The following is a 24,725-nucleotide window of genomic DNA, read 5'->3' as shown; positions in this document are numbered from 1 at the left end:
ATGCGCGCCACCGTCATCCACGCCCCGCACGACATCCGCGTGGAGGAGGTGCCCGACGCTGCGATCCAGCGCCCCGAGGACGCCGTCGTCCGCGTCCTGCGTGCCTGCATCTGCGGCAGCGACCTGTGGGCCTACCGCGGCGAGGCCCAGCGCCAGCCCGGCCAGCGCATCGGCCACGAGTTCCTCGGCGTCGTCGAGGAGACCGGCTCCGCGGTCTCCGGCCTGAAGGCCGGCGACCTGGTCGTGGCCCCCTTCATGTGGTCCGACGGCACCTGCGACTACTGCTCCGAAGGCCTGTACACCTCCTGCGTGCACGGCGGCTTCTGGGGCTCGGTCGGGTCCGACGGCGGCCAGGGCGAGGCCGTGCGGGTCCCGCACGCCGACGGCACCCTGGTCAAGCTGCCCGCCGCGGCCGCCTCCGACGACCACCTGCTGACCGGGCTGCTCGCCCTCTCCGACGTCATGGGCACCGGCCACCACGCCGCCCTGGGCGCGGGCGTGCGCGCCGGCTCCACCGTCGCCGTCGTCGGCGACGGCGCGGTCGGCCTGTGCGGGGTCCTCGCCGCCAAGCGCCTGGGCGCCGAGCGGATCATCGCCCTGGGCCGCCACAGCGCCCGTACGGACATCGCGAAGCTCTTCGGGGCCACCGACGTGGTCGCCGAGCGCGGCGAGGCGGCCGAGGCGGCCGTCCGCGAGCTGACCGGCGGGCAGGGCGCGCACGCCGTCATCGAGGCCGTGGGCACCGAGCAGTCCATGCGCACGGCGGTCAGCATCACCCGCGACGGCGGCGCCATCGGCTACGTCGGCGTGCCGCACGGCAGCGGCACCGGGCTCGACCTCGGTGTGATGTTCGACCGCAACATCAGCCTGCGCGGCGGTGTCGCCCCGGTCCGCGCGTACATCCCGGAGCTGCTGGAGGACGTGCTGAGCGGCGCGATCGACCCGGCGCCCGTCTTCGACCGTGCCGTGTCGCTGGACGAGGTCCCGGACGGCTACCGCGCGATGGACGACCGCAGCGCCCTCAAGGTCCTGATCAAGCCCTGATCAAGCCCTGACGGCAGAGGGGCCGGGCGGTGGTCCCCGCCCGGCCCCTCCCCGTCACCGCTTCACGGCTTTGAGGGCGTCGACCACGCCCGCGCCGTAGAAGCCGGTCTGGCCCCACTTGGCCTGGCAGGTGGTGGCGTCGACCAGGTTGCCGGTGCCGTCGTAGATCTTGTCCGGGCAGGCGGTCTTCGTCGCCTGGGCCTTGAGCATCGTCTGGAGCTGGGAGGGCGTGGCCCCCGGGTGCGCGCTCTTGAGCAGGGCGGCGACGCCCGCGACGTGCGGGGTGGCCATGGAGGTGCCCTGCTTGTAGCCGTAGCCGCCGCCGGGGAGGGTGGACAGCACCCGGCCGTTGGCGTCGGGGGTGGCCGGGACCTGCCACTTGTCGCCGCCGGGGGCGGCCACGTCGACGACGCCGAGCCCGTAGCTGGAGTAGTACGAGCGGAAGCCCTTGTCGCCGGTCGCGCTGACCGTGACCACGCCCGGCAGCTGCGCGGGCAGGTCCAGGCAGACCTTCGGGTCTATGGTGCGCGACGTCGGGGTGGCGTCGTCCGGGCTGGTGTCGTCGGTGATCGAGTCGGCGGCCAGGTCCCAGTTCTCGTTGCCGGCCGCGGCCACGTTCAGCACGCCCTTGCGCTCGGCGTACCTGCTCGCCCGGGTCACGGCCTCCACCAGCGCCTTCTGGTCGTCGTCCGTCTTGCAGTTGAAGTACCAGGGGTCGACGTAGTAGCTGTTGTTGGTCACCTCGATCCCCTTCTCGGCGGCGAACATGAAGCCGCAGACGACCGCCTCGGTGTAGAAGAGGCTGGTCCCGGGCTCGCTCACCTTGATCGCGGCGACCTTGACGCCCGGCGCGACGCCGCTGACGCCGATCCCGTTGCGCGCGGCGGCGATGGTGCCCGCCACGTGCGTGCCGTGGTCGCTGCCGTCGGCGTACGGGCGCCACGCGCCGTCGGTGGTGTCCGCGACCCCGCCGACGCAGTTGGCGGACTGCCCCTTGGAGAAGTTCGGGGCGAGGTCGGGGTGGGTGTCGTCGACGCCCGTGTCGATGACCCCGACCGTGACGTCCCGGCTGCCCGCGTCGACCTTCTGGGCCTGGTCGGCCTTGATCGCCCGCAGGTCCCACTGGTTGGCTTCCAGGGGTTCCTGGCCCGGCTCGGCCCGCGCGGCGGCGCGCGCGGCGTCGGCGTCGCTCAGCCGCTGGGTGGTGCCCTCCTCGGTGGTCTGCACCGTCTGGAGGGGGGCCGTACGGGTGGCTCCCACGGACACGAACAGGTTCCGCTGGGCCCGCAGCCGCTTGGCGAAGTCCGGGTTCTGGGAATGTGCGACGACGACGCCGATCTGTTCATAGGACGTCACCACCGTCCCGCCGGCCTGCTCGACGGCCTTCTCGGCCTGCCTGGCCGTCCCGTACGCGGTCAGGTTGGCCACGTACGAGAGCGCGGGGCCGGTGGCGGCGGCCCGGGCGGGCGTCGCCGAGCCCGCCGTGTCGCCCAGCGGCGCGGCCGAGGCAGCCACCGAGGGCAGGAAGGCGAGTGAGGCCGTGAGCGCCAGGCCGACCGGAACGGCGAGGGCCCGCCGACGGCCGGATCCCAGATGAGCCATGGGTTCTCCACATCATCCGTGAAGGAGCAGTCCGCACGCGGTCGCGTCGGACGCGTTCATGACAAGCGAACCTAGCGGCGCCGTTCGCCTTTGCGCCATCAGTTCGAGGAATCAGCCGTTTAAAACGCAGAACCGCCGAAGAAAAAACGGGTGTTGAACCGTCCCGGCGCGCCGCACGTGCCGTTGACCGGGGGGCTCAGCACCACCGCCCCCCACACGGAGGTTGTTTTGCACGTCCCCACCGCACCCGCGCCACAAGGAGAACCCCCCGTGACCACGCAAGCAGCGCCGCCGCCGGGCGGCGCGGGACCGGCCCCGGCCCAGGTGTCGGCCGAAGAGTTCGCGCGCGTCCAGCAGAGCCCCGAGTTCGCCGAACTGCGCAGCTCCTACCGCTCCTTCGCCTTCCCGCTCACCGTGGCCTTCATCGCCTGGTACCTGCTCTACGTCCTGCTGTCCAACTACGCGGGCGGCTTCATGGGGACCAAGCTCTTCGGCAACGTCAACGTCGCCCTGGTGCTCGGACTCGCCCAGTTCGCGACGACCTTCCTGATCGCCTGGCTGTACTCGCGGCACGCCGCCGCCAAGCTCGACCCCAGGGCACGGGCCATCAAGAACCGGCTGGAGGGCGGAGCGTGAGCGCCATCCCGCACCTGACGACCGCCGCCGGCGCCACCGAACACCGCCCGCTGATCATCACCCTCTTCGGGCTGTTCGTCGTCGCCACCCTCGTCATCACCGTCTGGGCCGGCCGCCAGACCAAGGACGCCGCCGACTTCTACGCCGGCGGCCGCCAGTTCACCGGCTTCCAGAACGGCCTCGCCATCTCCGGCGACTACATGTCCGCCGCGTCCTTCCTCGGCATCGCCGGAGCCATCGCCCTCTTCGGCTACGACGGCTTCCTCTACTCCATCGGCTTCCTCGTGGCCTGGCTGGTGGCCCTGCTGCTGGTCGCCGAACCGCTGCGCAACTCCGGCCGCTACACGATGGGCGACGTGCTCGCCTACCGGATGCGCCAGCGGCCCGTCCGCACCGCCGCCGGCACCTCCACCATCGTGGTATCGATCTTCTACCTGCTCGCCCAGATGGCCGGCGCGGGCGTGCTCGTCTCGCTGCTGCTGGGCATCACCGCCGACGGCGGCAAGATCGCCGTGGTCGCCCTGGTCGGCGTACTGATGATCGTCTACGTGACCATCGGAGGGATGAAGGGCACCACCTGGGTCCAGATGGTCAAGGCGGTGCTGCTCATCGCCGGCACCCTCCTGATCACCTTCCTGGTGCTGCTGAAGTTCGACTTCAACGTCTCCGCGCTGCTCGGCCAGGCCGCCGAGCACAGCGGCAAGGGGGCCAAGTTCCTGGAGCCGGGCCTGAAGTACGGCAAGGACTCGCTGACCAAGCTGGACTTCTTCTCCCTAGGCCTCGCCCTGGTCCTCGGCACCGCCGGCCTGCCGCACATCCTGATCCGCTTCTACACGGTGCCCACGGCCAAGGCCGCCCGCAAGTCCGTGAACTGGGCCATCGGCATCATCGGCGCCTTCTACCTGATGACCATCGCGCTCGGCTTCGGGGCCGCGGCCCTCCTCGACCGCGACGCCATCATCAAGTCCAACAAGGCCGGCAACACCGCGGCCCCGCTGCTCGCCCAGGCCGTCGGCGGCGGCCCCGACTCCACCGGCGGCGCGATCCTCCTCGCGGTGATCTCCGCGGTGGCCTTCGCCACCATCCTCGCCGTGGTCGCCGGCCTCACCCTGGCCTCCTCCTCGTCCTTCGCGCACGACATCTACGTCAACGTCATCCGCAAGGGACGCGCCACCGAGAAGGAGGAGGTGCGCGCCGCCCGCTGGTCCACCGTGGTCATCGGCGCCGTCGCGATCTTCCTCGGGGCCCTGGCCCGCGACATGAACGTGGCCGGCCTCGTCGCCCTCGCCTTCGCGGTCGCCGCCTCCGCCAACCTCCCGACGATCCTCTACAGCCTCTTCTGGAAGCGCTTCACCACCCGGGGCGCGCTGTGGTCCATCTACGGAGGCCTGATCTCGGCGGTCGGCCTGGTCCTCTTCTCGCCGGTGGTCTCCGGGAAGCCCACCTCGATGTTCAAGGACGCCGACTTCTACTGGTTCCCGCTGGAGAACCCCGGCATCATCTCCATCCCGCTGGGCTTCCTCCTCGGCTGGCTGGGCACGCTCCTGTCCAAGGAAGAGGCCGACCCCCAGAAGTTCGCCGAACTGGAGGTGCGCTCCCTCACCGGCACCGGAGCCCACTGACAGGGGGGCGGCTCCCCGAGACCGTACGAACACCGTGCGTGGCCGCGTCGTACTTCCGTACGATGCGGCCACGTTACGTCTCGTTCATTCGGGCACCCCTCCGGGACACACGGGTCGCGTAGGCTCGATCCATAGAACCTCTAGATCCGGACAGGGGAGGGGGGCCCACAGTGCTTCTCGACACGTACGGCCGCGTGGCCACTGACCTGCGCGTCTCGCTCACCGACCGGTGCAACCTGCGCTGTACCTACTGCATGCCCGAAGAGGGCCTGCAGTGGCTGGGGAAGTCCGATCTGCTCAGCGACGACGAAATCGTCCGGCTGATCCGTATCGCCGTCACGCACCTGGGCATCACCGAGGTCCGCTTCACCGGCGGCGAGCCGCTGCTGCGGCCCGGCATCGTCGGGATCGTCGAGCGGTGCGCCGCCCTGGAACCCCGCCCCAGGATGTCGCTGACGACCAACGGCATCGGCCTCAAGCGCACCGCACAGGCGCTCAAGGCCGCCGGCCTGGACAGGGTGAACGTTTCGCTCGACACCCTGCGCCCCGAGGTCTTCAAGACCCTCACCCGCCGCGACCGCCACCACGACGTGATCGACGGCATGGCCGCCGCCCGCGAGGCCGGCCTGACCCCCGTCAAGGTCAACGCCGTCCTGATGCCCGGGCTCAACGACGACGAGGCCCCCGACCTGCTCGCCTGGGCCGTCGAGAACGAGTACGAGCTCCGCTTCATCGAGCAGATGCCCCTCGACGCCCAGCACGGCTGGAAGCGCGAGGGCATGATCACCGCCGGGGACATCCTCCAGTCCCTGCACACCCGCTTCACCCTCACCGAGGAGGGCGCCGAGGAGCGCGGCTCCGCCCCCGCCGAGCGCTGGCTGGTCGACGGCGGCCCCGCCACCGTGGGGGTCATCGCCTCCGTCACCCGCCCCTTCTGCGGAGCCTGCGACCGCACCCGGCTCACGGCCGACGGCCAGATCCGTACCTGCCTGTTCGCCACCGAGGAGTCCGACCTGCGCTCCGCGCTGCGCTCGGGCGCCCCGGACGAGGAGATCGCCCGCCTGTGGAAGGTGGCGATGTGGGGCAAGAAGGCCGGCTCCGGCCTCGACGACCCGTCCTTCCTCCAGCCCGACCGCCCGATGTCCGCGATCGGCGGCTAGCCGCACCGGCCGCGTACGTGGAAGGGCCCTCCCGCCGGCGGGAGGGCCCTTCCACGTTTCAGCGCTCCGAGCCCTCCGGCTGCACCCACTCCTCCAGCTTCACCACGTCCTTCAGGAAGCCGCGGACCCCGAGGAACTGGGAGAGGTGCTCGCGGTGCTCCTCGCACGCCAGCCAGGTCTTGCGCCGCTCCGGCGCGTGCAGTTTCGGGTTGTTCCACGCCAGGACCCATACGGCCGCGTCGCGGCAGCCCTTGGCGGAGCAGGTGGGGGTATCGGAAGAGGTCACGGCCCCAACCCTACAAACGGAAGGGCGACGCCGGGCAGCCACGGGGGGAGCTGCCCGGCGTCGGTCCGTCGCTCCGACGGGGGATGCGGAGCGCGTAGGCAGTATGTCACGCAGGACCGGGTGGGGTGCACCGGAACTTCATGATTGATCTGAGGTTTTCCTGAGGTTCCCCGGCTCCAGCGCGGGACGCACCGGGGCGGGCACGAAGTGCGACGGCAGCGAGGGCGTCGATTCGCGCCCGGCGTTCGCGATGACCACCGCGATGTAGGGGAGCAGGAGGCCCGCCGCGAGCGTCACGACGGCCACATGGCGCTCCACGTTCCACAGGATCACCGTGGCGATCACCGACACGGTCCTGATGCCCATCGAGATCACGTACCGGCGCTGGCGCCCCCGTACGTCCTCCGCGAGCCCCATGCGGGCCCCGGTGATCCGGAAGACCTCGGCTCCGTTCCGCTTCGTCCGCTGCATGCCCCCACGGTACGCCGCCGCCCGGACGGCGGGGAGAAGGGGGTACCGCCCGAACGGAGCCGCCCGGCGTGCGTGGTGCGCCCTGCGGACCGAGACTGGCCCCACATGCGCACACCGCGCCGCGAGGAGGCTCGACATGTCTTGGTTGTGGGCGATCATCGTCGGTTTCGTGCTGGGCCTCATAGCCCGGGCCCTCCTGCCGGGCAAGCAGCACCAGCCGATCTGGCTGACCACCATTTTCGGCATCCTCGGCGGCGTCCTGGGCAACGCCGTGGCGACCTGGATCGGTGTCCACGACACCAGGGGCATCGACTGGATCCGGCACCTGCTCCAGCTCGCCGGCGCCGTGGTGATCGTCGGGCTCGGCGACATGGTCTACCTGGCCGTGCGCGGCGACCGGCGCCGCACGGCCTGACCGCCGACAGCCCGCCGGACGAAGGCGGGCACGACGAAGGGGCCGGTACGGACCTCGCGGTCCGCGCCGGCCCCTCGCCGCAGTGCCCGTCAGGCGCCGGTCACCTCGACCGCCGCCAGGTTCTTCTTGCCGCGGCGCAGCACCAGCCAGCGCCCGTGCAGCAGGTCCTCCTTCGCCGGGACCGCGTCCTCGGCGGTGACCTTCACATTGTTCACGTAGGCACCGCCCTCCTTCACGGTCCGGCGCGCGGCGGACTTGCTGGCGACCAGGCCGGTCTCCGCGAACAGGTCCACCACCAGGCCCGGCTCCGCCACCTGCGCGTGCGGCAGCTCGGACAGGGCCGCGGCCAGCGTGGCCTCGTCCAGGTCCGCCAGCTCGCCCTGGCCGAACAGCGCCTTCGACGCCGCGATCACGGCCGCGCACTGGTCCGCACCGTGCACCAGCGTGGTCAGCTCCTCCGCGAGCGCCCGCTGGGCGGCCCGCGCCTGGGGGCGCTCGGCGGTCTGCGCCTCCAGCTCTTCCAGCTCCTCACGGGAGCGGAAGGACAGGATCCGCATGTAGGTGGAGATGTCCCGGTCGTCCACGTTCAGCCAGAACTGGTAGAACGCGTACGGGGTGGTCATCTCCGGGTCGAGCCAGACGGCCCCGCTCTCGGACTTGCCGAACTTGGTGCCGTCCGCCTTGACCATCAGCGGGGTCGCCAGCGCGTGCACCTGGGCCTGCGGCTCCAGGCGGTGGATCAGGTCCAGGCCGGCCGTCAGGTTGCCCCACTGGTCCGAGCCGCCCTGCTGGAGGGTGCAGCCGTAGCGGCGGTACAGCTCCAGGAAGTCCATGCCCTGGAGCAGCTGGTAGCTGAACTCCGTGTAGCTGATGCCCTGGTCGGACTCCAGCCGCTTGGCGACCGAGTCCTTCGTCAGCATCTTGTTGACGCGGAAGTGCTTGCCGATGTCCCGCAGGAACTCGATCGCGGACATGCCCGCGGTCCAGTCCAGGTTGTTGACCATGACCGCCGCGTTCTTGCCCTCGAAGGACAGGAACGGCTCGATCTGGGTGCGCAGGCGCGTCACCCAGTTCGCGACGGTCTCCGGGTCGTTCAGCGTCCGCTCGGCCGTCGGCCGCGGGTCGCCGATCTGCCCGGTGGCCCCGCCGACCAGCGCCAGCGGGCGGTGACCCGCCTGCTGGAGCCGGCGCACGGTCAGCACCTGCACGAGGTGTCCCACGTGCAGCGAGGCGGCCGTCGGGTCGAAGCCGCAATAGAACGTGACGGGACCGTCCGCGAAGGCCTTGCGCAGCGCTTCTTCATCGGTGGACTGGGCGAACAGCCCGCGCCACTTCAGTTCGTCGACGATGTCCGTCACGGTCTCTCGACTCCTTGCGAATGGTGGGAATGCCGTGCTCAGTCTAGGTGCGTCAGACGCCCTTGCTGACCGAACTCATGTTGAAGTCCGGGATGCGGACGGAGGGCATCGCGGCCCGCGTGAAATAGTCGCCCCACTCGCGCGGCAGGGTCTTCTCGGTGCGGCCCGCCTCCGTGGCCCGCGAGAGCAGGTCCACCGGGGACTCGTTGAACCGGAAGTTGTTCACCTCGCCCGTGACCTGCCCGTTCTCCACCAGGTAGACCCCGTCCCGGGTCAGGCCCGTCAGCAGCAGCGTCGCCGGGTCGACCTCGCGGATGTACCAGAGGCAGGTCAGCAGCAGACCCCGCTCGGTGGACGCGACCATCTCCTCCAGGGACTTCTCCCCGCCCCCCTCCAGGATCAGGTTCCCGAAGGCCGGGGACAGCGGCAGCCCCGTCAGCCCGGCGCTGTGCCGGGTCGTGGTCAGCCGGGCCAGCTCGCCCCCGCTGATCCACTCCGTCGCCGGCACCGGCAGGCCGTTGTCGAAGACCGAGGCGTCGTCGCCCGAGCTGTGCGCGATCACGAACGGCGCGGACTCCAGGCCCGGCGCGTTCGGGTCGCTGCGCAGGGTCAGCGGCAGCCGCGAGAGCCGCTCGCCGACGCGGGTGCCGCCGCCGGGCCTGGAGAAGACCGTCCGGCCCTCCGCCGCGTCCCGCGCCGCCGCCGACCACATCTGGTAGATCAGCAGGTCCGCCACGGCCGTCGGCGGCAGCAGGGTCTCGTACCGGCCGGCGGGCAGTTCGACCTTGCGCTCGGCCCAGCCGAGGCGGACGGCGAGCTCCGCGTCCAGGACGGTCGGGTCCACGTCCTTGAAGTCGCGGGTGGCGCGTCCGGCCCAGGCGGAACGGAGCCGGTCCGGCGACTTGGCATTGAGCTCCAGGGTGCCGTTGGGCTGGTCGTGGCGCAGCCGCAGCCCGGTCGAGGTGCCCACGTACGTGGAGACCAGCTCGTGGTGGGCGAAGCCGTAGAGCTCGCGGCCGCCCGCCCGGGCCCGGGCGAAGGCCTCGCCGAGGGCCGGGGCGAAGTCGGCGAACACCGCCGAGGAGGTCTCGTCGGGGGCGTCCGCGAAGTCCGGGGACGCCGGGGTCCCGGTCACCAGCGGCTGGGCGTCCTCGGCGGGACCCGCGGCCCGCGCGGCCGCCTCGGCGGCCCGGACCAGCGGCTCCAGGTCGGCGGCGGTGACGGCGGTGCGGGAGACGACCCCCGAGGCCGTCCCCTGGCCGCCGTCGACCGTGGCGATCACCGTGAGGGTCCGGCCGCGGGTGACGCCGTTGGTGGTCAGGGCGTTCCCGGCCCAGCGCAGGTTGGCGCTGGACTCCTCGTCGGCGATGACCACGCAGCCGTCGGCGGTGGACAGCTCCAGGGCCCGCTCGACGATCTCGTGGGGCTTCGTACGGCTCATCGGCCGGCCTCCTGGGTGGTGTTCAGGATGTTGACGTCGCGGAAGAGGGCCGACGGGCAGCCGTGGGAGACCGCCGCGACCTGGCCCGGCTGGGCCTTGCCGCAGTTGAAGGCGCCGCCCAGCACGTAGGTCTGCGGGCCGCCGACCTTCTCCATCGAGCCCCAGAAGTCGGTGGTCGTGGCCTGGTAGGCGACGTCGCGCAGCTGCCCGGCCAGCCGGCCGTTCTCGATCCGGAAGAAGCGCTGCCCGGTGAACTGGAAGTTGTAGCGCTGCATGTCGATCGACCAGGAGCGGTCGCCGACCACGTAGATCCCGCGTTCCACCCCGCCGATCAGGTCCTCCGTGGACAGCCCGCCCGGATCCGGCTGGAGCGAGACGTTCGCCATCCGCTGGACCGGCACGTGCCCGGGGGAGTCGGCGTAGGCGCAGCCGTTGGAGCGGCCGAGGCCGGTCAGCTTCGCGATCCGCCGGTCCGTCTGGTAGCCGGTCAGGGTGCCGTCCTTGACCAGGTCCCAGCTCTGGGCCTCGACGCCCTCGTCGTCGTAGCCGATGGTGGCCAGGCCGTGCTCGGCGGTGCGGTCTCCGGTCACGTTCATGATCGAGGAGCCGTACTTGAGCGTGCCCAGCTGGTCGAAGGTGGCGAACGAGGTGCCCGCGTAGGCCGCCTCGTAGCCCAGCGCCCGGTCGAGCTCGGTGGCGTGGCCGATGGACTCGTGGATGGTCAGCCACAGGTTGGACGGGTCCACCACGAGGTCGTAGCGGCCCGCCTGCACGCTCGGGGCCCGCATCTTCTCGGCCAGCAGGCCCGGGATCTGCTCCAGCTCGGCGTTCCAGTCCCAGCCGGTGCCGGTCAGGTACTCCCAGCCGCGCCCGGCGGGCGGGGCGATGGTGCGCATGGAGTCGAACTCGCCGGTGGTGGCGTTCACGGCGACCGCGGTCAGCTGCGGGTGGACGCGCACCCGCTGCTGGGTGGTCGTGGTGCCCGCGGTGTCGGCGTAGAACTTGTTCTCGTGGACGGCGAGCAGCGAGGCGTCCACGTGCGCGACGCCCTCGGCGGCCAGCAGCCGCGCGCTCCAGTCGGCCAGCAGGGCCGACTTCTCGGCGTCCGGCACGTCGAAGGGGTCCACGTCGTAGGCGGAGATCCAGGTCTTGTCGGCGTGCACCGGCTCGTCGGCGAGCTCCACCCGCTCGTCCGAGCCGGCCGCCTTGATGACCTGCGCCGACAGCTTCGCCATGGCCACGGCCTGCGAGGCGACCTTGGCCGCGCCGTCCATGGTCAGGTCCACGCCGGACGCGAACCCCCAGCTGCCGCCGTGCACCACGCGGACCGCGTAGCCGAGGTCGGTGGTGTCGGAGCCGCCGGAGGGCTTGGCGTCCCGAAGCCGCCACGAGGCGCTGCGGATCCGCTCCAGGCGGAAGTCGGCATGGTCGGCGCCCAGCGCGCGCGCCCGCGCGAGCGCCGCGTCGGCGAGCGCCCGCAAGGGCAGCGCGGTGAAGGCCGCGTCGATGGAATGGGCCACGGGGGTCCTCCCGGAGTCGGGGACGGTCTGCTCGATCATGTCGCGATCGGGCCCCAGGTGACCACAGGTTTCTGTAGGTATTCGACAGCCCGCGTCGCAAGGCCCTGTCGGAGCCCGATTCTCCGGATGTCGGCCGCGACCTATAGGTTTTTGCTACTCAGACAGCTAAGCGAAAGGGTGATCCGTTGAGCCGCTCGGTTCTCGTCACCGGAGGAAACCGGGGCATCGGCCTCGCCATCGCCCGTGCCTTCGCCCAGGCCGGCGACAAGGTCGCGATCACGTACCGCTCGGGAGAGCCGCCGCAGGAGCTCGCCGAGCTGGGTGTGCTGGCCGTGCGCTGCGACATCACCGACTCCGAGCAGGTGGAGCAGGCCTACAAGGAGATCGAGGCCAAGCACGGCAACGTCGAGGTGCTGGTGGCCAACGCCGGCATCACCAAGGACACGCTGCTGATGCGGATGTCCGAGGAGGACTTCACCTCCGTCGTCGACACCAACCTCACGGGCACCTTCCGTGTCGTGAAGCGGGCCAACCGTGGCATGCTGCGGGCCAAGAAGGGCCGTGTGGTCCTGATCTCCTCGGTCGTCGGCCTGCTGGGCGGCGCCGGCCAGGCCAACTACGCCGCCTCGAAGGCGGCGCTGGTGGGCTTCGCCCGCTCGCTCGCCCGCGAGCTGGGCTCCCGCAACATCACCTTCAACGTCGTCGCCCCCGGTTTCGTGGACACCGACATGACGAAGGCGCTCAGCGACGAGCAGCGCACGGGCATCCTGGCGCAGGTCCCGCTGGCGCGCTACGCGCAGCCCGAGGAGATCGCGGCCGCCGTGAGCTTCCTGGCGTCCGACGACGCCGCGTACATCACCGGAGCCGTCATTCCCGTTGACGGCGGATTGGGCATGGGTCACTGATCACCATGAGCGGAATTCTCGAGGGCAAGCGGATCCTCATCACCGGTGTGCTGATGGAGTCCTCCATCGCCTTCCACACCGCCAAGCTGGCCCAGGAGCAGGGCGCCGAGGTCATCCTCACCGCGTTCCCGCGCCCGACGCTGACCGAGCGCATCGCCAAGAAGCTCCCGAAGCCGGTCAAGGTGATCGAGCTCGACGTCACCAACGACGAGCACCTGGCCCGCCTGGAGGGCCTGGTCCGCGACGAGCTCGGCGGCCTCGACGGCGTCGTGCACTCCATCGGCTTCGCCCCGCAGGACGCGCTCGGCGGCAACTTCCTGAACACCCCGTTCGAGTCGGTCGCCACCGCGATGCACGTCTCGGCGTTCTCGCTGAAGTCGCTGACCATGGCCTGCAAGCCGCTGTTCCCGGCGGAGGGCGCGGCCGTCGTCGGCCTCACCTTCGACGCGCAGTTCGCCTGGCCGCAGTACGACTGGATGGGCCCGGCCAAGGCCGCGCTGGAGGCCACCAGCCGCTACCTCGCCCGTGACCTGGGCAAGGAGAACATCCGCTGCAACCTGGTCTCGGCCGGTCCGATCGGCTCGATGGCCGCGAAGTCCATCCCGGGCTTCGGCGAGCTGGCGGACACCTGGAACCACCGCTCCATGCTGGAGTGGGACATGAGCGACCCGGAGCCGGCGGGCAAGGGCGTCGTGGCCCTGCTGTCCGACTGGTTCCCGAAGACCACGGGCGAGATCGTCCACGTGGACGGCGGCCTGCACGCGATGGGCGCCTGACCTTCCCGGCCGGACCCCGCGTCCGTACGGCGGTGGCCGCGCTTCCCCCCGGGGAGGCGCGGCCACCGCCGTACGCGCCCCGCCACGGCAGGATCCCGGGGCTTCCTCGATCAGACGTTCGCCGTCCGACCGGATCTTTCCGAGTCGAAAACCGGGACACATGCCTGCAAACTGACCTGGCCGGGACCTTCCCGGCGAGTTCGGGGAGGAGGTACGGGCGTGCGCGCGAGGCCGAGCCGAGCGGTATCGCTGCTGGTCACCTCGGTGGCTTTGACCGGACTCCTGATCCCGGGAGCCCTCGCGCAACCCGGAGCGCCGGGCCCCGCGCCCGGACCCGAGGCGGCCGCCCCGGCGACCGTGGACTTCGCCGAGATCCCCGCCGAACCACCCGTACGGCCCGAGCAGCCCGCCGGCCGCGAGCTCTACGGCTCCGACTGCGACACCGAGATCGACGGCTCCCAGGTGATCGCGTACTGCCACAACGGCTTCCCCGAGACCGACCTGCTCCGCCTCCACGTGGAGTGCGAGCGCTGGTGGGACCTGGACGGGGACAGCGCCCTCGTCCCCCTGGACCCGGCCGGCCGCACCCGGCTGACGGGCCGCTGCTGGAAGGAGGTCCGCACGGCCTGGGTCAGCCACCAGCGCCCGCCGGCCTCCTCCGGCCGCTAGGCCGTCTCAGCGCCTGCCCTCGCCCAGGCAGACGAAGGGGTAGCCCGCGGCCTCCGAGGCCGCCGTGTCCCCGTCCCCGCGCCGGATCGCCTCGATCAGCCGGGCGTGGTCCAGGTGGTCCGCCGGGTCCAGCTCCGTGCCCACGTCCGCGCGCAGCCACTGCGCCACCAGATCGCCCAGGTCCGCGTACAGCCCGGTCAGCACCTCGTTGTGCGAGGCCGTGACCACCGCCATGTGCAGGGCGACGTCCGCGCTCACGAACAGCTCCGCGTCCCCGCTCGCCCAGGCCTCCTCGCGCCGCGCCAGCAGCGCGTCCAGCTGGACCAGGTCCCGCTCGGTGCGCCGCTCCGCCGCCAGCCGGGCCGCCGAGGACTCCAGCGTCGAGCGCAGCTCCGCGATGTGCCGGGGGTCGGCCCCCGCGAAGCGGCGGTGCATCACCCCGGCCAGTTCGCTGGTGGCGAGCACGTACGTACCCGAACCCTGGCGGATGTCCAGGAGTCCGTTGTGCGCGAGCGCCCGGACGGCCTCCCGCACCGTGTTGCGGGCCACGCCCAGCAGCTCCACCAGCTCGGGCTCGGTGGGGATCCGGCTTCCGACCGGCCACTCGCCGTAGGTGATCTGGTTCCTGAGCTGGGCGATCACCTGGTCGACGAGCGCGGAACGCCGGGGTGAGGTCAACGGCATGCGGACGGGGCCTCTCGGGGGCGGGTGGACGGGCGGTGGGGCGGGGTCAATTCTGACAGGAAGCAAACTGGACAACCAATCATCCCATGATTCTATGATGGCGGGATGCACGACGAAGACCTCCAGACCCTGAGCCGCCCGGCGACCCCGCGCGCCTCCGTCGGACGCCCCGCCACCGCCCGGGACGACGCCCACGCCGACCCGAAATGGCTCGGCCCCGTGCTCGTGGTCGCCATCGTGCTGGCCGCCCTCAACCTGAGGCCGGCCATCACCAGCCTCGGCGCCCTCTTCGAGGAGGCCCGCGACGGCCTCCACATGAGCGGCACCGTCGCCGGACTGATCACTTCCGTCCCGGCCCTCTGCTTCGCCGTCTTCGGCGTCACCGCGCCCCGGCTCTCGCGCCGCTTCGGACCCGCCGCCGTCGTCTGCGCCGGCATGGCCGCCGTCGCCGCCGGCCTGCTGATCCGCCCCTTCGCCGACAGCGCCGCCGCCTTCCTCGCCGCCAGCGCCCTGTCGCTGGCCGGCATAGCCCTGACCAACGTGCTCCTCCCGGTCATCGTCAAGCGCTGGTTCCCCGACCGCGTCGGCACCATGACCGGCCTCTACTCCATGGCCCTGGCCGCCGGCACCTCCCTGGCCGCCGCCGCGACCGTCCCGCTGACCTCGGCCCTCGGCGGCAACTGGCGCACCGGCCTGCTGGTCTGGGCCGGCCTCGCCGTGGCCGCCGTACTGCCCTGGCTGCCCGTCGCCGCCGCGACCCGCCGCGAGAGGGCCGCCGCCCCCGCCGGCGCCGCCGCGCAGGACGCCGGCCCCTCCGTCGTGCGCAGCCGCACCGCATGGGCCCTCGCCTGCTACTTCGGCCTCCAGGCCACCGGCGCCTACGTCACCATGGGCTGGCTCCCGCAGATCTTCCGCGACGCCGGGGTCTCCGCCTCCACCGCCGGAGTGCTCCTGGCCGTCACCATGGTCATGGGCGTCCCGCTGGCCTTCGTCATCCCCGGCCTCGCCGGACGGATGCGCCACCAGGGCCCCATCGCCGCCGTCCTCGGCGTCTTCGGCCTCGCCGGCTACCTCGGGCTCTACCTCGCCCCCGCCGGCGGAGCCTGGGCCTGGGCCCTCCTGCTCGGCGTCTCCAACTGCGCCTTCCCCCTCGTCATCACGATGATCGGACTGCGCGCCAAGTCCCCGGCCGGGGTCGTCAAGCTCTCCGCCTTCGCCCAGAGCACCGGCTACCTGATCTCCATCCCCGGCCCGCTGGTCATCGGCACCCTCTACCAGCACAGCGGCGGCTGGGACCTGCCGCTCGCCCTCATGGCCGGCCTCCTCGTCCCGCAGATCGCCCTCGGCGTCCTCGCGGGCCGGGACCGCACGATCGAGGACGAATGCGGCATGCGAGACTGAGCGCCATGTCGCCCGTACTCGAACCGAACCCCCAGAACGGCCACCGCAAGCTCGGCCTCGTGCTGGGCGCGATGCTCCTCGTGACCGTGATCGTGGCCGTCATCGCCACCCTCGCCTCCCCCTGACCCACCACCCGCCGGCCCGGCCCGGCCCCCGTGGTGGGGTTACCCCCACCATCCCCTAGGGGGCCAGGATCAGGGTCGGCTGGGGTGTGCCCCGGATGGGAACCGGCGCCGCGGATCCATAGATTCGAAGCAGCGAGCCAGTCCCCACCCGAAGAACCCGGAGGCGGCCATGCCGGCCACCACGCACACCCCGTCCCCCCTCACCCGTCCCGCCCGCCGCCCCCGCGCGTACGCCCACACCAGCGCCCGGCTGCACTGGTGGACCCTGGCCCTGCCCGCCCTCGCCTTCGGCCTCCTGCTCCTGCTGCTCGCCGGCTCCGGCCAGGCCCAGGCCGCCACCGGCCAGCCCTCCGGACTGCTCCAGGTCACCCAGCAGCTGCTCCACGCCGTCACCTGACGGGCGCCGCGTCACCCGAGCACTCACCTTGCCCCCAGCCGGTCCGCGCACGCCGCAGCACGCCCTCACGAGCGGGGGACGGCCCCCTCAACACCCTGCGCCGCATGGCCCGTTTCATGCGAAGCTGGGCCCATGAGCGCCGACACACCCCGCAGGATCGCCCTCCTCCGGCACGCCAAGGCCGACTGGCCCCAGGTGGCCGACCACGACCGCCCCCTGGCGGAACGCGGCCGCAGGGACGCACCGGCCGCCGGCCGGAAGCTGGCCGAGACGGGCATCACCTTCGACCTGGCCCTCTGCTCCACCGCCGTCCGCACCCGGGAGACCTGGAAGCTCGCCGTCCAGGAACTCCCCTACCGGCCGCGGACCAGCTACGAGGAGCGGGTCTACGACGCCTCGCCGGGCGAGCTCATCGCCCTGCTGAACGAGACCCCCGACGAGGTCGACGACCTCCTCGTCATCGGCCACAACCCCGCGATGCACGCCCTGGCCGACATCCTCTCCGGGCGCGCCGAGGGCGACACCCAGGCCCGGATGAACCGCACCGGCTTCCCGACCGCCGCACTGGCCGTCGTCTCCTTCACCGGCTCCTGGAAGTCCGTCGAACCCGGCGTGGGCACCCTGCTGGACTACTGGACCCCGAAGGACCACTGACCGCGCGACCCCCGGGCCCGGGACACCTGCGTCCCGGGCCCCCGTCCCGGCCCGCCCTCAGCCCACCGGGCAGCGGCCCGCCGGCCCCGGGGTCTGCTGCTGCGGAAAGCCCGCGTCCCGGGCCTCCCACAGCTCCGGGTAGAACCGCCGGTACACCGACGCCCGCAGGTGCTCCATCCCGCTGCTGCCGCCGGTCCCCGGCCGCCCGCCGATCTGCCGCTCCACCAGCAGCGCGTGGCAGGCCCGCCACTCCGTCCACACCTCGTCGTGGTCGACCAGCGCCTCCACCAGCTCGGCCAGCTCCGCGAACTCCGCCGGATCACCGTCCAGCGGCCCCGCCGCCAGCCGCGCGTACGCCTCCCAGCGCTCCTCCCGCGTACCGGCCGCGAACCCGGCCTTCGCCAGCAGCGCCACGAACCCCTCCCACAGGGTGGGCTCCGCCATCCGCCCGGCCAGCCGCTCCCGCTCCCCGGCGGCCAGCCCGGCGACGGCCCGCCTCCCGTACTCCCCGCGCACCCAGTCGGCCCCGCACAGCGCGGCGATCTCCACGTACTGCGCCGACTGCTGGCCGCTGCTGGTCCCCAGCACGCCCCGGAAGGCGTGGAACTCGCGCGGCGGCATCGCCCGCAGCGGATGGATCGCCGCGATCAGCGCCCGCGTGACCGACACCGCGCGCACCAGCCGGGCCCGGGCCGCCCGCGGATCGCCCTCCAGCATCCGGTCCCGGGCGTCCGCCAGGTCCCGCAGCAGCTGCCCGAACCACAGCTCCTGCACCTGGTGCACGGTGATGAACAGCAGCTCGTCGTCCACCCCGTCGGCCAGCGGCACCTGGAGCGACAGCAGCTCCGGCAGCCTCAGGTACTCGGGGTAGGTGACGCTCGCGGTCTCAGACATCGGAGTCCTCCGGGGCACGCAGTCCGTAGGCGGCGAAGGCGTCCGTGACGCCGGGCAGGTCGAAGGCACCGACCTGGGCGCACAGCCGCAGGGTGGAACGGGAGATGGTCTGGATGCGGTCCACGCCCGCGCTCCCGCCGTAGCTGTCCGCCAGGACGGCCCCGATCCGTTCCTCGTCCAGACCGGCCAGCCGCAGCGACACCCGCACCGGCTCCAGGTCCCAGTCCAGCGCCGCACGGATCATCGCCGGCAGGGCCCGGGCCGCCAGCACCCGGCGCCGGCCGTCGAGCCGAGCCCACAGCTCCAGGAAGAACGCGGAGAAGAACCGGTGGTGGCGGCCCTCGTCCTTGGCGTGGTCGCGCATCAGCTCCCGTACCGTGCTCACCACGGTCGGGTCCTGCGGCACCTCGTTGAGCACGGCCGTGATCAGCGTCTCGAACACCACCGCCTGCAACTGCCCGGCCAGCACCGGGTCCTCGGGCAGCAGCCGCCGCCCGGTGTCCTGCAGGGCCGTCACGAACCCGCCGTAGTCCACGTCCGGCACGGCGATCCCGGTGACGGCGGCCACCTGGTCGGCCAGGTCCAGGCTGTACAGGGCGTGGTAGCCCTCGTCGCAGTACACCTTGAACGCGTCCATGCGCAGCGCGGTCGGGAAGTGCAGCCCCGAGTTCCCGTTGGCCACGGGCTCGGCCGCCCCGTTGACCACCCGGGTCTCCAGATGGGTCGTCGAGTGCAGGAACTGGTACAGGTGCCGGACGGAGACCTCCCGCACCCGCTCCGGGGCCAGCGCCTTCACCTCCGGGTGCGCCAGGTGCGGCACCAGGGCGTCGGGGAAGAACACCCGGCCCTGCTCCGCCTCGGCGTGGAACATCCGCCGGACGCCGCCGCGCACGCCGGCGGTCTCGTACCAGCGGTCCAGGGGACCCGGTGCCGTGCTCATGGGTGACTTCCGTTCCGTGAAGCGGGGGAGGGGGAGGGGTGCGGGCCCGCCTGCGCGGACAGGCCCAGGTGGACGGCGATCCGCCGGACCGCCTCCGCGACCAGCGGGGCGTCGACGGTGTGGCACAGCCGGAACCAGCCCGGCTCGGGCGAGCGGAAGGCCCCGCCGGGCAGGATGCTGACCTTCGCCTTCTCGAACAGCTCCCGCCACAGCACCTCCTCGCCCCCGAAGCCGGGACCGGGCAGCCACCGGCCGAGGTCCAGCCAGACGGAGAAGCCCGCGCCGGCCGGGGCGTACGGGATCCCGTACGCCTCCAGCAGCCGGGTCAGGTGCCCGTACGAGGAGCCCAGCCGCCGCCGGCCCGCCGCGAGGAAGGAGGCCGTCCACTCCGGGTCGGCCAGCAGCTCCGCCAGGGTGTGCTGGGTGGCGGTGGAGACGGGCGCGAAGTACGCCAGCGCCCGCGCGGCCGCCCGTACCCGCGGATCGCGGGTGTGCAGCACCCCGGTCTTCAGACCCGGCAGCCCGAAGTCCTTCGCGAAGCCCCAGACCACATGGGTGCGCCCGGCCCAGTCCGGGTTGACGGCCGGGTCCGCCGCGCTGGTGAAGGCCCGCGGGCCGAACACCGCGTGGGCGTAGATCTCGTCCGAGACCAGGTCCACGTCGTGCTCGCGCACCACGCGCAGCAGCTCCGCCAGCACCTCGGGCGGGTGGACCTCGCCGATCGGGTTGGAGGGGGAGGACAGCGCCACCGCCCGTACGGTGATCCCCTCCGCCCGGGCCCGCCGCAGTGCCCCGTCCACCGCCGCGGCCGTCAGCCGGAACCCGTCGGCGGGATCCAGGGGCGCGGGCAGGATCCGGGCGCCGGAGCGGCCGCCGAGATCGGTGTCGAAGGCCCCGTAGTAGGGGGCGGGCACCACGATGGCCTCGCCCGGGTCGCACAGGACGGAGGCGATCGCGTCCAGCGCCCCGGTGGCACCGCTGATCACCACCAGGTCCTCGGCGTCCAGCGGGGTCCCGACGGTGTCCGACAGCAGCGCCGCGACCCGTCCGCGCAGCACGTCGGTGCCGTGCAGCGGGGCGTAGCGGGCTGTGGCCTCGTCCATCGGGGGCAGCTGCGCCAGCCGGCCCTCGAGCAGGTCCCACAGCAGCCGGTTCTCGGCGGTGCCCAGGTTCAGGTAGCCGTCGGGCCGGGTGAGCGCGTCGTACGGCTCGGCCTCCGCGCGGAAGTGGGCCTCGGCGATGGCCGGGGTGTCGGCGAGGAGCCGGGCGGCCTGCCGGGAGAGGGGGCGGGAGTGGGAGTGGGAGCTCATCAGGCCCTCCCGCTGCCGACGCCGGCACCGGTGAGCAGGCCCGGGTGCACGCCGAGGCCCATCGAGGCGTCGATGACGGCGCCGTGCAGCGGCGTGGAGTGCTCGCCCGCCAGCCAGCGCACCTGCTCGGCGATCTCCTCGGAGGTGATCATGCGGCCCTTGGGCAGCTGCGCGGACAGGGCGGCCCGCTCCTCGGGGGAGAGCTTGTCCAGGGTGCTCGCCTGGAACATCGTGGTGTCGACGGCGCCCGGGCAGAGCGCGAACACGTCCACCGGGGAGTGCGCCAGGTCGGCGGCCAGATGGCGGGTCAGATAGGTGAGGGCCGCCTTGCTCATCCCGTCGGCCGGGTGGAAGCCGGGGAACTGGAAGATCCCCCCGCCGACGCTCGAAATGTTGACGATCTTCCCGGAGCCCCGCTCCAGCATCCCGGGCAGCAACTGCTCGATGAGCCACAGCGGACCCACCGCGTTGATCTGGAAGAAGGCCGACGCCTTCGCGTGCCCGGGCCCCTCGGTGTAGTGCTCCACCGTCTTCGAACCCACCGCGGCGTTGTTCACCAGGACGTCGACCGGGCCGGGGAGCCGGTCGAGCAGCAGCTCGTGGTCCTCCCAGTCGCCCTGGCTGAAGGGGAAGGCCTCCACCTTGGCGCGGCCGGTGAGGGCCAGCTCCCGCACCAGTTCCTCGGCCCGCTCCCGGCCGTTGCGGTAGGTGAACCAGACGGTCCAGTCCTCCTCCCGCGCGAATCTCTCCACGCAGGCACGGCCGATTCCGCCCGAGCCTCCGGTGATGAGCACACTTCGAGTCATCCACGTCCCCTTGAACGCACAAGGCCGACCGTGCGGCTGCCGTCGCATATCGCCACACGATCGGATGATCGGGTCCAAGTACACGACACGAAGGCCCAGTTCGGGTCCAAGGTCCCTGGACTCTGCCTCGGGCCGGAGCCCGGCCGCCGGGCCGGGGACGACGAACGCCCGGCCGAAAGGATCCGGCCGGGCGCTGAGGGGGGCGGGGGCTGCTCAGGCCAGGTCGGCCGCTTCCACTTCCTCGCGGGTGATGCCGAGCAGGTAGAGCACGGCGTCCAGGAAGGGCACGTTCACAGCCGTGTGGGCGGCCTCGCGCACCACCGGCTTGGCGTTGAAGGCCACGCCGAGGCCGGCCGCGTTCAGCATGTCGAGGTCGTTCGCGCCGTCACCGATCGCGACGGTCTGCGCCAGCGGCACCCCGGCCTCCGCGGCGAAGCGGCGCAGCAGCCGGGCCTTGCCCGCCCGGTCCACGATCTCGCCGGTGACCCGGCCGGTCAGCTTGCCGTCGACGATCTCGAGAGTGTTCGCCGAGGCGAAGTCGAGGCCCAGCCGCTCCCGCAGGTCGTCCGTGACCTGCGTGAACCCGCCCGAGACCACGCCCACCTGGTAGCCCAGCGTCTTCAGCGTCCGCACCAGGGTCCGGGCGCCCGGGGTCAGCCGCACCTCGGAGCGGACCTTCTCCACAACCGACTCGTCCAGCCCCGCCAGCAACGCCACCCGGGCGTGCAGGGACTGCTCGAAGTCGAGCTCCCCGCGCATGGCCCGCTCGGTCACCTCGGCGACCTCGGCCTCGCACCCGGCGTGCGCGGCGAACAGCTCGATGACCTCGTCCTGGATCAGGGTCGAGTCCACGTCCATGACCACCAGCCGCTGCGCCCGGCGGTGCAGCCCCGCCGAGACCACGGCGACGTCGACGCCGATCTGGGCGGCGGTGGTCGCCAGCGCGGTGCGCAGCGGCCCCGTCTCGGCACCGGAGACGGCGAACTCGACGGCCGTCACCGGGTACTTGGCGAGCCGGAAGATACGGTCGATGTTGCCGCCGGTCGCGGTGATCCGGGCGGCGATGGTGGCCGTGGACTCCGCGGTGAGCGGGTGCCCGAGCACGGTGACGTGGGACCGGCCGACACCGCGCGGGCGGTTGTCGCCGGTACCGGAGATGATCTCGGCCGACAGCTTCAGCGACTCGGCCCAGCTGTGCACGGTGGCCCGCAGCTCGCCCTCGGCGGCGGTGGTGGGCTTGGTGACGAGGACGCACAGGACGATGCGGCCACGCGTGACGACCTGCTCGATGTCGACGACGTCGACGGAGTAGGCGGCGAGGGTGTCCATTAGCCCGGCGGTGATCCCGGGACGGTCCTTGCCGAAGATCTTGACGAGGAGGGTGGGGACCTCGGAGGTCTGCGAAGCGCTCATGGTCCCCTCACCGTATCTTCCCGGCCCCGGGGCCGGACCGCCCGTCCCACGTTCTGAACGCCGCTCCTTCCTCACGCCCCGCTCGCCCCGCTCGGCCCTGGCGGCCCTCCCGGGCTTCGCGCCGCTGCGCCGGACTCCGTCCGACGGTGGCCGGGCGGGGCCCCCGGCCCCGGCTGGGGTCCGGCCGTCGGCTGCGGGCCGTCGCCGCTGCGCGGGGCCCCAGGGGCTCCGCCCCAGACCCCGCGCCTCAAACGCCGGCGGGGCTGTAAAGAGCCCCGCCGGCGTTTGAGGCGACGGGCGCGGAGCGCACGTGCGGGGTCCGGGGCGGAGCCCAGGGGTCTTTCAGCCGCGCCGGCGATTGAGGCGGGAACGGTGGAAGGGCGGGTAGGGGACCGCTCCGCGCAGCGGGATCGGCCTGACCAGGCCGGTCAGCGCGGGGGATGCGGCGGCTTCGGCGGCGGCGGAGCCCCCGGCGGTGGAGGCGGCGTGAACGGCTCCCGCTGCGGCGGCCGCGGAGCGCGGGCCGGCTTGGGCGGCCGCCCGGTGACCGTGACGTCCCACGACCCGTCGGAGACCTCCGGCTCCCGCGCCCCCTCACCCGCAGGAGCCGGCCACCACGGCCGGTCCGGCGCGCCCGGCCGCACCCCCGGCCGCTCCGCCCGGTCACCGCCCGGCCCGGGGCGGCCCGACGCGGCGGGGTGCTCTCCGCGCCGGTCTGATCGCGCGCCGGGGCGCTCCGGCGGGTCCGGGTCCGGCCCGGGGCGGCCCGACGCGGCGGGGTGCTGTCCGCGCCGGTACTGCCCCGCTCCGGGGCGCTGCGACGGCACGCCGCCCCGCGCCCGCAGGGCCGGGTCCGGATGCGGCGGCAGGCCAGGGGCCGGGGCGGCGGGGTCCTGCCCGCCCCGCGTCAGGAGGGCGCCCGTGCCGCCCGCCAGGGCGCCCCACACCGCGCCCGCCAGCAACGCGTACCCCGCATCCCCGCGCAGCTCCACCGCCGCCACCCCCGGCACGTCGACCGACATCCCCGTCAGCCACACCAGCCCCGCCAGCGCCACCCCCGTCACCCCGCCCAGCCGCGCCGCGCACGCCGCCACCCCGCGCCCCGGGCTCCGTACGGCCGCCCGTACCCCGGCGTACAGCAGCAGCACCCCCGCCCCCGCCACCAGCAGCCAGGCCCGCCCGTCGTACTCCGCGAGCCGCGCCACCGTCACCGGCTCCCCCCGCGACAGCGGCGGCAGCAGCCGCCCGAGCTCCCCGGCGGCCCGCCCCCGCACCGGTACGGAAAGCCCCAGCAGCAGCCCCGTCCAGCTCCCGTTCGGCGCCCCCAGCAGCGCGGCCCCCGCCGCCCGCCCCGGCCGCCCGTCCTGCGCGGCCGCCCACCCCGCCACGGCCGCGCCGGCCACCACCGCCACCACCAGCATCGCCAGCACCGAAGACACCGCCGGCCGCAGCCGGGCGGCCCACGCCGCGGCCGGCCCGTGCCGCGAGGCGAGCAGCGCCACCGCGAGCACCACCGCCACCCACACCCCCGCGCCCGGCACCGAAGGCCCGGCATCCACCGCGAAGCCCACCCGCACCCGGGGCCGCAGCAGCCCCCCGACGTCGCCGATCCCCGGCAGGACCACCCTCGGCGAGGCGCCGTCCAGGGCCACCGCCCCGTGCCCGGCCCACGCCAGCCCGACCGCCACCACGAGGAACAGCGCCCCCACCACCGCCGCCCGGACGGCGACTTCCACCCCGCCCGGCCGCCCCCGCGGCCCCCCGAGTCCCCGCAGGAACACCGAACCCAGCACCAGCGCCCCCACCAGGGCGACCCCCAACGGCCGGAGGTCCACGGCGCCCCCGCCGTCCGCGGCCAGTCCGAGGGCCGACACCTCCCCGGTCGCGGTCACCGACCCGCCCACGGCCGCCGCCACCGCCGCGGCGGTCATCGCCCCCAGCGAGCCGCCCCCGGCATCGGCGCCCAGCAGGTGCAGCCCCAGCGCGGCCACCCCCGCCATGGCGGCGACCGACCACCCCACGGCGGCGATCCCGGACAGCAGCACGTCTCCCCAGCGGATGCGGCGCATGCGGCGACCCCCGTAACCGAGCCGAGTGGGGCGAGAAGTCCCGTATCTCACTCTCCGGGTGACTTTCGACCCCGTCAACGGGCAGACGTAGACGCCTGCGGAAGGCCCCGATTCCACATGTGGCCGC

25 protein-coding genes are annotated in these 24,725 nt (G+C 73.1%); 12 read left to right on the top strand and 13 right to left on the bottom strand.

The window, feature by feature from the left end:
• Positions 1 to 1,044: a zinc-dependent alcohol dehydrogenase family protein gene (locus BX286_RS09750; protein ID WP_079425585.1), complete on the top strand. Its 1,044-nt coding sequence runs from the start codon at positions 1 to 3 to the stop codon at positions 1,042 to 1,044.
• A gap of 54 nt (positions 1,045 to 1,098) precedes the next feature.
• Here the strand turns inward: BX286_RS09750 and BX286_RS09745 are convergent, their stop codons facing one another.
• Positions 1,099 to 2,646: a S8 family serine peptidase gene (locus tag BX286_RS09745; RefSeq protein ID WP_079425584.1), complete on the bottom strand. Its 1,548-nt coding sequence runs from the start codon at positions 2,644 to 2,646 to the stop codon at positions 1,099 to 1,101.
• A gap of 270 nt (positions 2,647 to 2,916) precedes the next feature.
• Here BX286_RS09745 and BX286_RS09740 point away from each other — a divergent pair, with 270 nt between their 5' ends.
• The 3 genes from BX286_RS09740 (at position 2,917) to moaA (ending at position 6,064) form a co-directional block, all read left to right on the top strand.
• Positions 2,917 to 3,282, top strand: coding sequence for a DUF485 domain-containing protein (locus BX286_RS09740; RefSeq protein WP_079425582.1), 366 nt, complete (start codon positions 2,917 to 2,919; stop codon positions 3,280 to 3,282).
• Positions 3,279 to 4,904 (top strand): cation acetate symporter, encoded by a 1,626-nt coding sequence (locus tag BX286_RS09735; RefSeq protein WP_237292744.1) that lies wholly within the window; start codon positions 3,279 to 3,281, stop codon positions 4,902 to 4,904. Before BX286_RS09740 ends, BX286_RS09735 begins: the two co-directional genes overlap by 4 nt.
• 170 nt (positions 4,905 to 5,074) lie before the next feature.
• Positions 5,075 to 6,064, top strand: a complete 990-nt coding sequence (gene moaA, locus BX286_RS09730; protein ID WP_079425580.1) for a GTP 3',8-cyclase MoaA — start codon at positions 5,075 to 5,077, stop codon at positions 6,062 to 6,064.
• A gap of 58 nt (positions 6,065 to 6,122) precedes the next feature.
• Here the strand turns inward: moaA and BX286_RS09725 are convergent, their stop codons facing one another.
• Together BX286_RS09725 and BX286_RS09720 are read right to left on the bottom strand one after the other, a co-directional pair.
• Complete coding sequence (locus BX286_RS09725) at positions 6,123 to 6,350, bottom strand: hypothetical protein (protein ID WP_107438241.1); 228 nt, start codon at positions 6,348 to 6,350, stop codon at positions 6,123 to 6,125.
• A gap of 138 nt (positions 6,351 to 6,488) precedes the next feature.
• On the bottom strand, positions 6,489 to 6,821 hold the full coding sequence (locus BX286_RS09720) for a DUF3099 domain-containing protein (RefSeq protein WP_079431635.1): 333 nt from the start codon (positions 6,819 to 6,821) through the stop codon (positions 6,489 to 6,491).
• Positions 6,822 to 6,957: 136 nt separating this feature from the next.
• On the opposite strand from BX286_RS09720, the gene BX286_RS09715 reads away from it, so the two are divergent.
• Entirely contained in the window at positions 6,958 to 7,236 is a 279-nt protein-coding gene (locus tag BX286_RS09715) for a GlsB/YeaQ/YmgE family stress response membrane protein (protein WP_079425577.1), read from the top strand.
• A gap of 89 nt (positions 7,237 to 7,325) precedes the next feature.
• Here BX286_RS09715 and tyrS read toward each other — a convergent pair whose 3' ends face one another.
• Genes tyrS through BX286_RS09700 form a run of 3 tightly spaced genes read right to left on the bottom strand, consistent with a single transcriptional unit; the run spans position 7,326 to position 11,594 of the window.
• Positions 7,326 to 8,594, bottom strand: a complete 1,269-nt coding sequence (tyrS, locus tag BX286_RS09710; RefSeq protein WP_121014862.1) for a tyrosine--tRNA ligase — start codon at positions 8,592 to 8,594, stop codon at positions 7,326 to 7,328.
• Positions 8,595 to 8,646: 52 nt separating this feature from the next.
• The gene (locus BX286_RS09705) at positions 8,647 to 10,035 is read right to left on the bottom strand and encodes a metallopeptidase TldD-related protein (RefSeq protein ID WP_121014861.1); all 1,389 of its coding nucleotides are present in this window, start codon (positions 10,033 to 10,035) and stop codon (positions 8,647 to 8,649) included.
• Positions 10,032 to 11,594: a TldD/PmbA family protein gene (locus BX286_RS09700; protein ID WP_398898347.1), complete on the bottom strand. Its 1,563-nt coding sequence runs from the start codon at positions 11,592 to 11,594 to the stop codon at positions 10,032 to 10,034. The genes BX286_RS09705 and BX286_RS09700 overlap by 4 nt, the downstream gene beginning before the upstream one ends.
• 146 nt (positions 11,595 to 11,740) lie before the next feature.
• Between BX286_RS09700 and fabG the strand changes: the two genes are divergently transcribed.
• The 3 genes from fabG to BX286_RS09685 all read left to right on the top strand — a co-directional run bounded on the left by fabG (position 11,741) and on the right by BX286_RS09685 (position 13,905).
• The gene (gene fabG / locus BX286_RS09695; protein ID WP_121014860.1) at positions 11,741 to 12,460 is read left to right on the top strand and encodes a 3-oxoacyl-[acyl-carrier-protein] reductase; all 720 of its coding nucleotides are present in this window, start codon (positions 11,741 to 11,743) and stop codon (positions 12,458 to 12,460) included.
• 5 nt (positions 12,461 to 12,465) lie between these two features.
• Positions 12,466 to 13,236, top strand: coding sequence for an enoyl-ACP reductase FabI (gene fabI, locus BX286_RS09690; protein ID WP_045946360.1), 771 nt, complete (start codon positions 12,466 to 12,468; stop codon positions 13,234 to 13,236).
• Between the two features lie 219 nt (positions 13,237 to 13,455).
• Positions 13,456 to 13,905 (top strand): hypothetical protein, encoded by a 450-nt coding sequence (locus BX286_RS09685; protein ID WP_079425571.1) that lies wholly within the window; start codon positions 13,456 to 13,458, stop codon positions 13,903 to 13,905.
• 6 nt (positions 13,906 to 13,911) lie between these two features.
• On the opposite strand, the gene BX286_RS09680 is transcribed toward BX286_RS09685, so the two are convergent.
• The gene (locus BX286_RS09680; RefSeq protein WP_121014859.1) at positions 13,912 to 14,589 is read right to left on the bottom strand and encodes a FadR/GntR family transcriptional regulator; all 678 of its coding nucleotides are present in this window, start codon (positions 14,587 to 14,589) and stop codon (positions 13,912 to 13,914) included.
• Positions 14,590 to 14,694: 105 nt separating this feature from the next.
• On the opposite strand from BX286_RS09680, the gene BX286_RS09675 reads away from it, so the two are divergent.
• The 4 genes from BX286_RS09675 to BX286_RS09665 all read left to right on the top strand — a co-directional run bounded on the left by BX286_RS09675 (position 14,695) and on the right by BX286_RS09665 (position 17,166).
• Positions 14,695 to 15,990, top strand: coding sequence for an MFS transporter (locus BX286_RS09675; RefSeq protein WP_079425567.1), 1,296 nt, complete (start codon positions 14,695 to 14,697; stop codon positions 15,988 to 15,990).
• Positions 15,991 to 15,995: 5 nt separating this feature from the next.
• Entirely contained in the window at positions 15,996 to 16,115 is a 120-nt protein-coding gene (locus tag BX286_RS37400) for an SGM_5486 family transporter-associated protein (protein ID WP_252120213.1), read from the top strand.
• 169 nt (positions 16,116 to 16,284) lie between these two features.
• The gene (locus tag BX286_RS09670; protein WP_079425565.1) at positions 16,285 to 16,512 is read left to right on the top strand and encodes a hypothetical protein; all 228 of its coding nucleotides are present in this window, start codon (positions 16,285 to 16,287) and stop codon (positions 16,510 to 16,512) included.
• A 132-nt stretch (positions 16,513 to 16,644) separates the two neighbouring features.
• Positions 16,645 to 17,166: a histidine phosphatase family protein gene (locus BX286_RS09665; RefSeq protein ID WP_079425563.1), complete on the top strand. Its 522-nt coding sequence runs from the start codon at positions 16,645 to 16,647 to the stop codon at positions 17,164 to 17,166.
• 57 nt (positions 17,167 to 17,223) lie between these two features.
• On the opposite strand, the gene BX286_RS09660 is transcribed toward BX286_RS09665, so the two are convergent.
• From BX286_RS09660 to BX286_RS09635, 6 genes are all read right to left on the bottom strand, one after another.
• The gene (locus BX286_RS09660; RefSeq protein ID WP_121014858.1) at positions 17,224 to 18,060 is read right to left on the bottom strand and encodes a tryptophan 2,3-dioxygenase family protein; all 837 of its coding nucleotides are present in this window, start codon (positions 18,058 to 18,060) and stop codon (positions 17,224 to 17,226) included.
• Positions 18,053 to 19,000 carry a diiron oxygenase gene (locus BX286_RS09655; RefSeq protein WP_100863899.1) on the bottom strand — a complete coding sequence of 316 codons (948 nt, stop codon included), beginning with the start codon at positions 18,998 to 19,000 and terminating at the stop codon, positions 18,053 to 18,055. Before BX286_RS09655 ends, BX286_RS09660 begins: the two co-directional genes overlap by 8 nt.
• Positions 18,997 to 20,310: an aminotransferase class I/II-fold pyridoxal phosphate-dependent enzyme gene (locus BX286_RS09650; RefSeq protein WP_121014857.1), complete on the bottom strand. Its 1,314-nt coding sequence runs from the start codon at positions 20,308 to 20,310 to the stop codon at positions 18,997 to 18,999. Before BX286_RS09650 ends, BX286_RS09655 begins: the two co-directional genes overlap by 4 nt.
• Positions 20,310 to 21,116, bottom strand: a complete 807-nt coding sequence (locus BX286_RS09645; protein WP_079425556.1) for an SDR family NAD(P)-dependent oxidoreductase — start codon at positions 21,114 to 21,116, stop codon at positions 20,310 to 20,312. Before BX286_RS09645 ends, BX286_RS09650 begins: the two co-directional genes overlap by 1 nt.
• 213 nt (positions 21,117 to 21,329) lie before the next feature.
• Positions 21,330 to 22,529 (bottom strand): phosphoserine phosphatase SerB, encoded by a 1,200-nt coding sequence (serB, locus tag BX286_RS09640; protein WP_079425554.1) that lies wholly within the window; start codon positions 22,527 to 22,529, stop codon positions 21,330 to 21,332.
• A gap of 428 nt (positions 22,530 to 22,957) precedes the next feature.
• Positions 22,958 to 24,598: a streptophobe family protein gene (locus tag BX286_RS09635; protein ID WP_121014856.1), complete on the bottom strand. Its 1,641-nt coding sequence runs from the start codon at positions 24,596 to 24,598 to the stop codon at positions 22,958 to 22,960.
• Positions 24,599 to 24,725: the final 127 nt, after the last annotated feature.

It is taken from the genome of Streptomyces sp. 3211.6, from assembly GCF_003634815.1.
Classification (GTDB): Bacteria; Actinomycetota; Actinomycetes; order Streptomycetales; family Streptomycetaceae; genus Streptomyces; species Streptomyces katrae_A.
This window is presented reverse-complemented; position numbering and strand designations above follow the sequence as displayed.

Coding starts and splice junctions, on each gene's coding strand:
- BX286_RS09675 (WP_079425567.1), top strand. CDS start 14,695: ATGCACGACGAAGACCTCCAGACCCTGAGCCGCCCGGCGACCCCGCGC.
- BX286_RS09665 (WP_079425563.1), top strand. CDS start 16,645: ATGAGCGCCGACACACCCCGCAGGATCGCCCTCCTCCGGCACGCCAAG.
- BX286_RS09645 (WP_079425556.1), bottom strand. CDS start 21,116: ATGACTCGAAGTGTGCTCATCACCGGAGGCTCGGGCGGAATCGGCCGT.
- fabI (WP_045946360.1), top strand. CDS start 12,466: ATGAGCGGAATTCTCGAGGGCAAGCGGATCCTCATCACCGGTGTGCTG.
- BX286_RS09705 (WP_121014861.1), bottom strand. CDS start 10,035: ATGAGCCGTACGAAGCCCCACGAGATCGTCGAGCGGGCCCTGGAGCTG.
- BX286_RS09635 (WP_121014856.1), bottom strand. CDS start 24,598: ATGCGCCGCATCCGCTGGGGAGACGTGCTGCTGTCCGGGATCGCCGCC.
- BX286_RS09655 (WP_100863899.1), bottom strand. CDS start 19,000: ATGAGCACGGCACCGGGTCCCCTGGACCGCTGGTACGAGACCGCCGGC.
- BX286_RS37400 (WP_252120213.1), top strand. CDS start 15,996: ATGTCGCCCGTACTCGAACCGAACCCCCAGAACGGCCACCGCAAGCTC.
- BX286_RS09750 (WP_079425585.1), top strand. CDS start 1: ATGCGCGCCACCGTCATCCACGCCCCGCACGACATCCGCGTGGAGGAG.
- BX286_RS09700 (WP_398898347.1), bottom strand. CDS start 11,594: ATGATCGAGCAGACCGTCCCCGACTCCGGGAGGACCCCCGTGGCCCAT.
- serB (WP_079425554.1), bottom strand. CDS start 22,529: ATGAGCGCTTCGCAGACCTCCGAGGTCCCCACCCTCCTCGTCAAGATC.
- BX286_RS09680 (WP_121014859.1), bottom strand. CDS start 14,589: ATGCCGTTGACCTCACCCCGGCGTTCCGCGCTCGTCGACCAGGTGATC.
- BX286_RS09720 (WP_079431635.1), bottom strand. CDS start 6,821: ATGCAGCGGACGAAGCGGAACGGAGCCGAGGTCTTCCGGATCACCGGG.
- BX286_RS09660 (WP_121014858.1), bottom strand. CDS start 18,060: ATGTCTGAGACCGCGAGCGTCACCTACCCCGAGTACCTGAGGCTGCCG.
- BX286_RS09650 (WP_121014857.1), bottom strand. CDS start 20,310: ATGAGCTCCCACTCCCACTCCCGCCCCCTCTCCCGGCAGGCCGCCCGG.
- BX286_RS09715 (WP_079425577.1), top strand. CDS start 6,958: ATGTCTTGGTTGTGGGCGATCATCGTCGGTTTCGTGCTGGGCCTCATA.
- BX286_RS09745 (WP_079425584.1), bottom strand. CDS start 2,646: ATGGCTCATCTGGGATCCGGCCGTCGGCGGGCCCTCGCCGTTCCGGTC.
- BX286_RS09670 (WP_079425565.1), top strand. CDS start 16,285: ATGCCGGCCACCACGCACACCCCGTCCCCCCTCACCCGTCCCGCCCGC.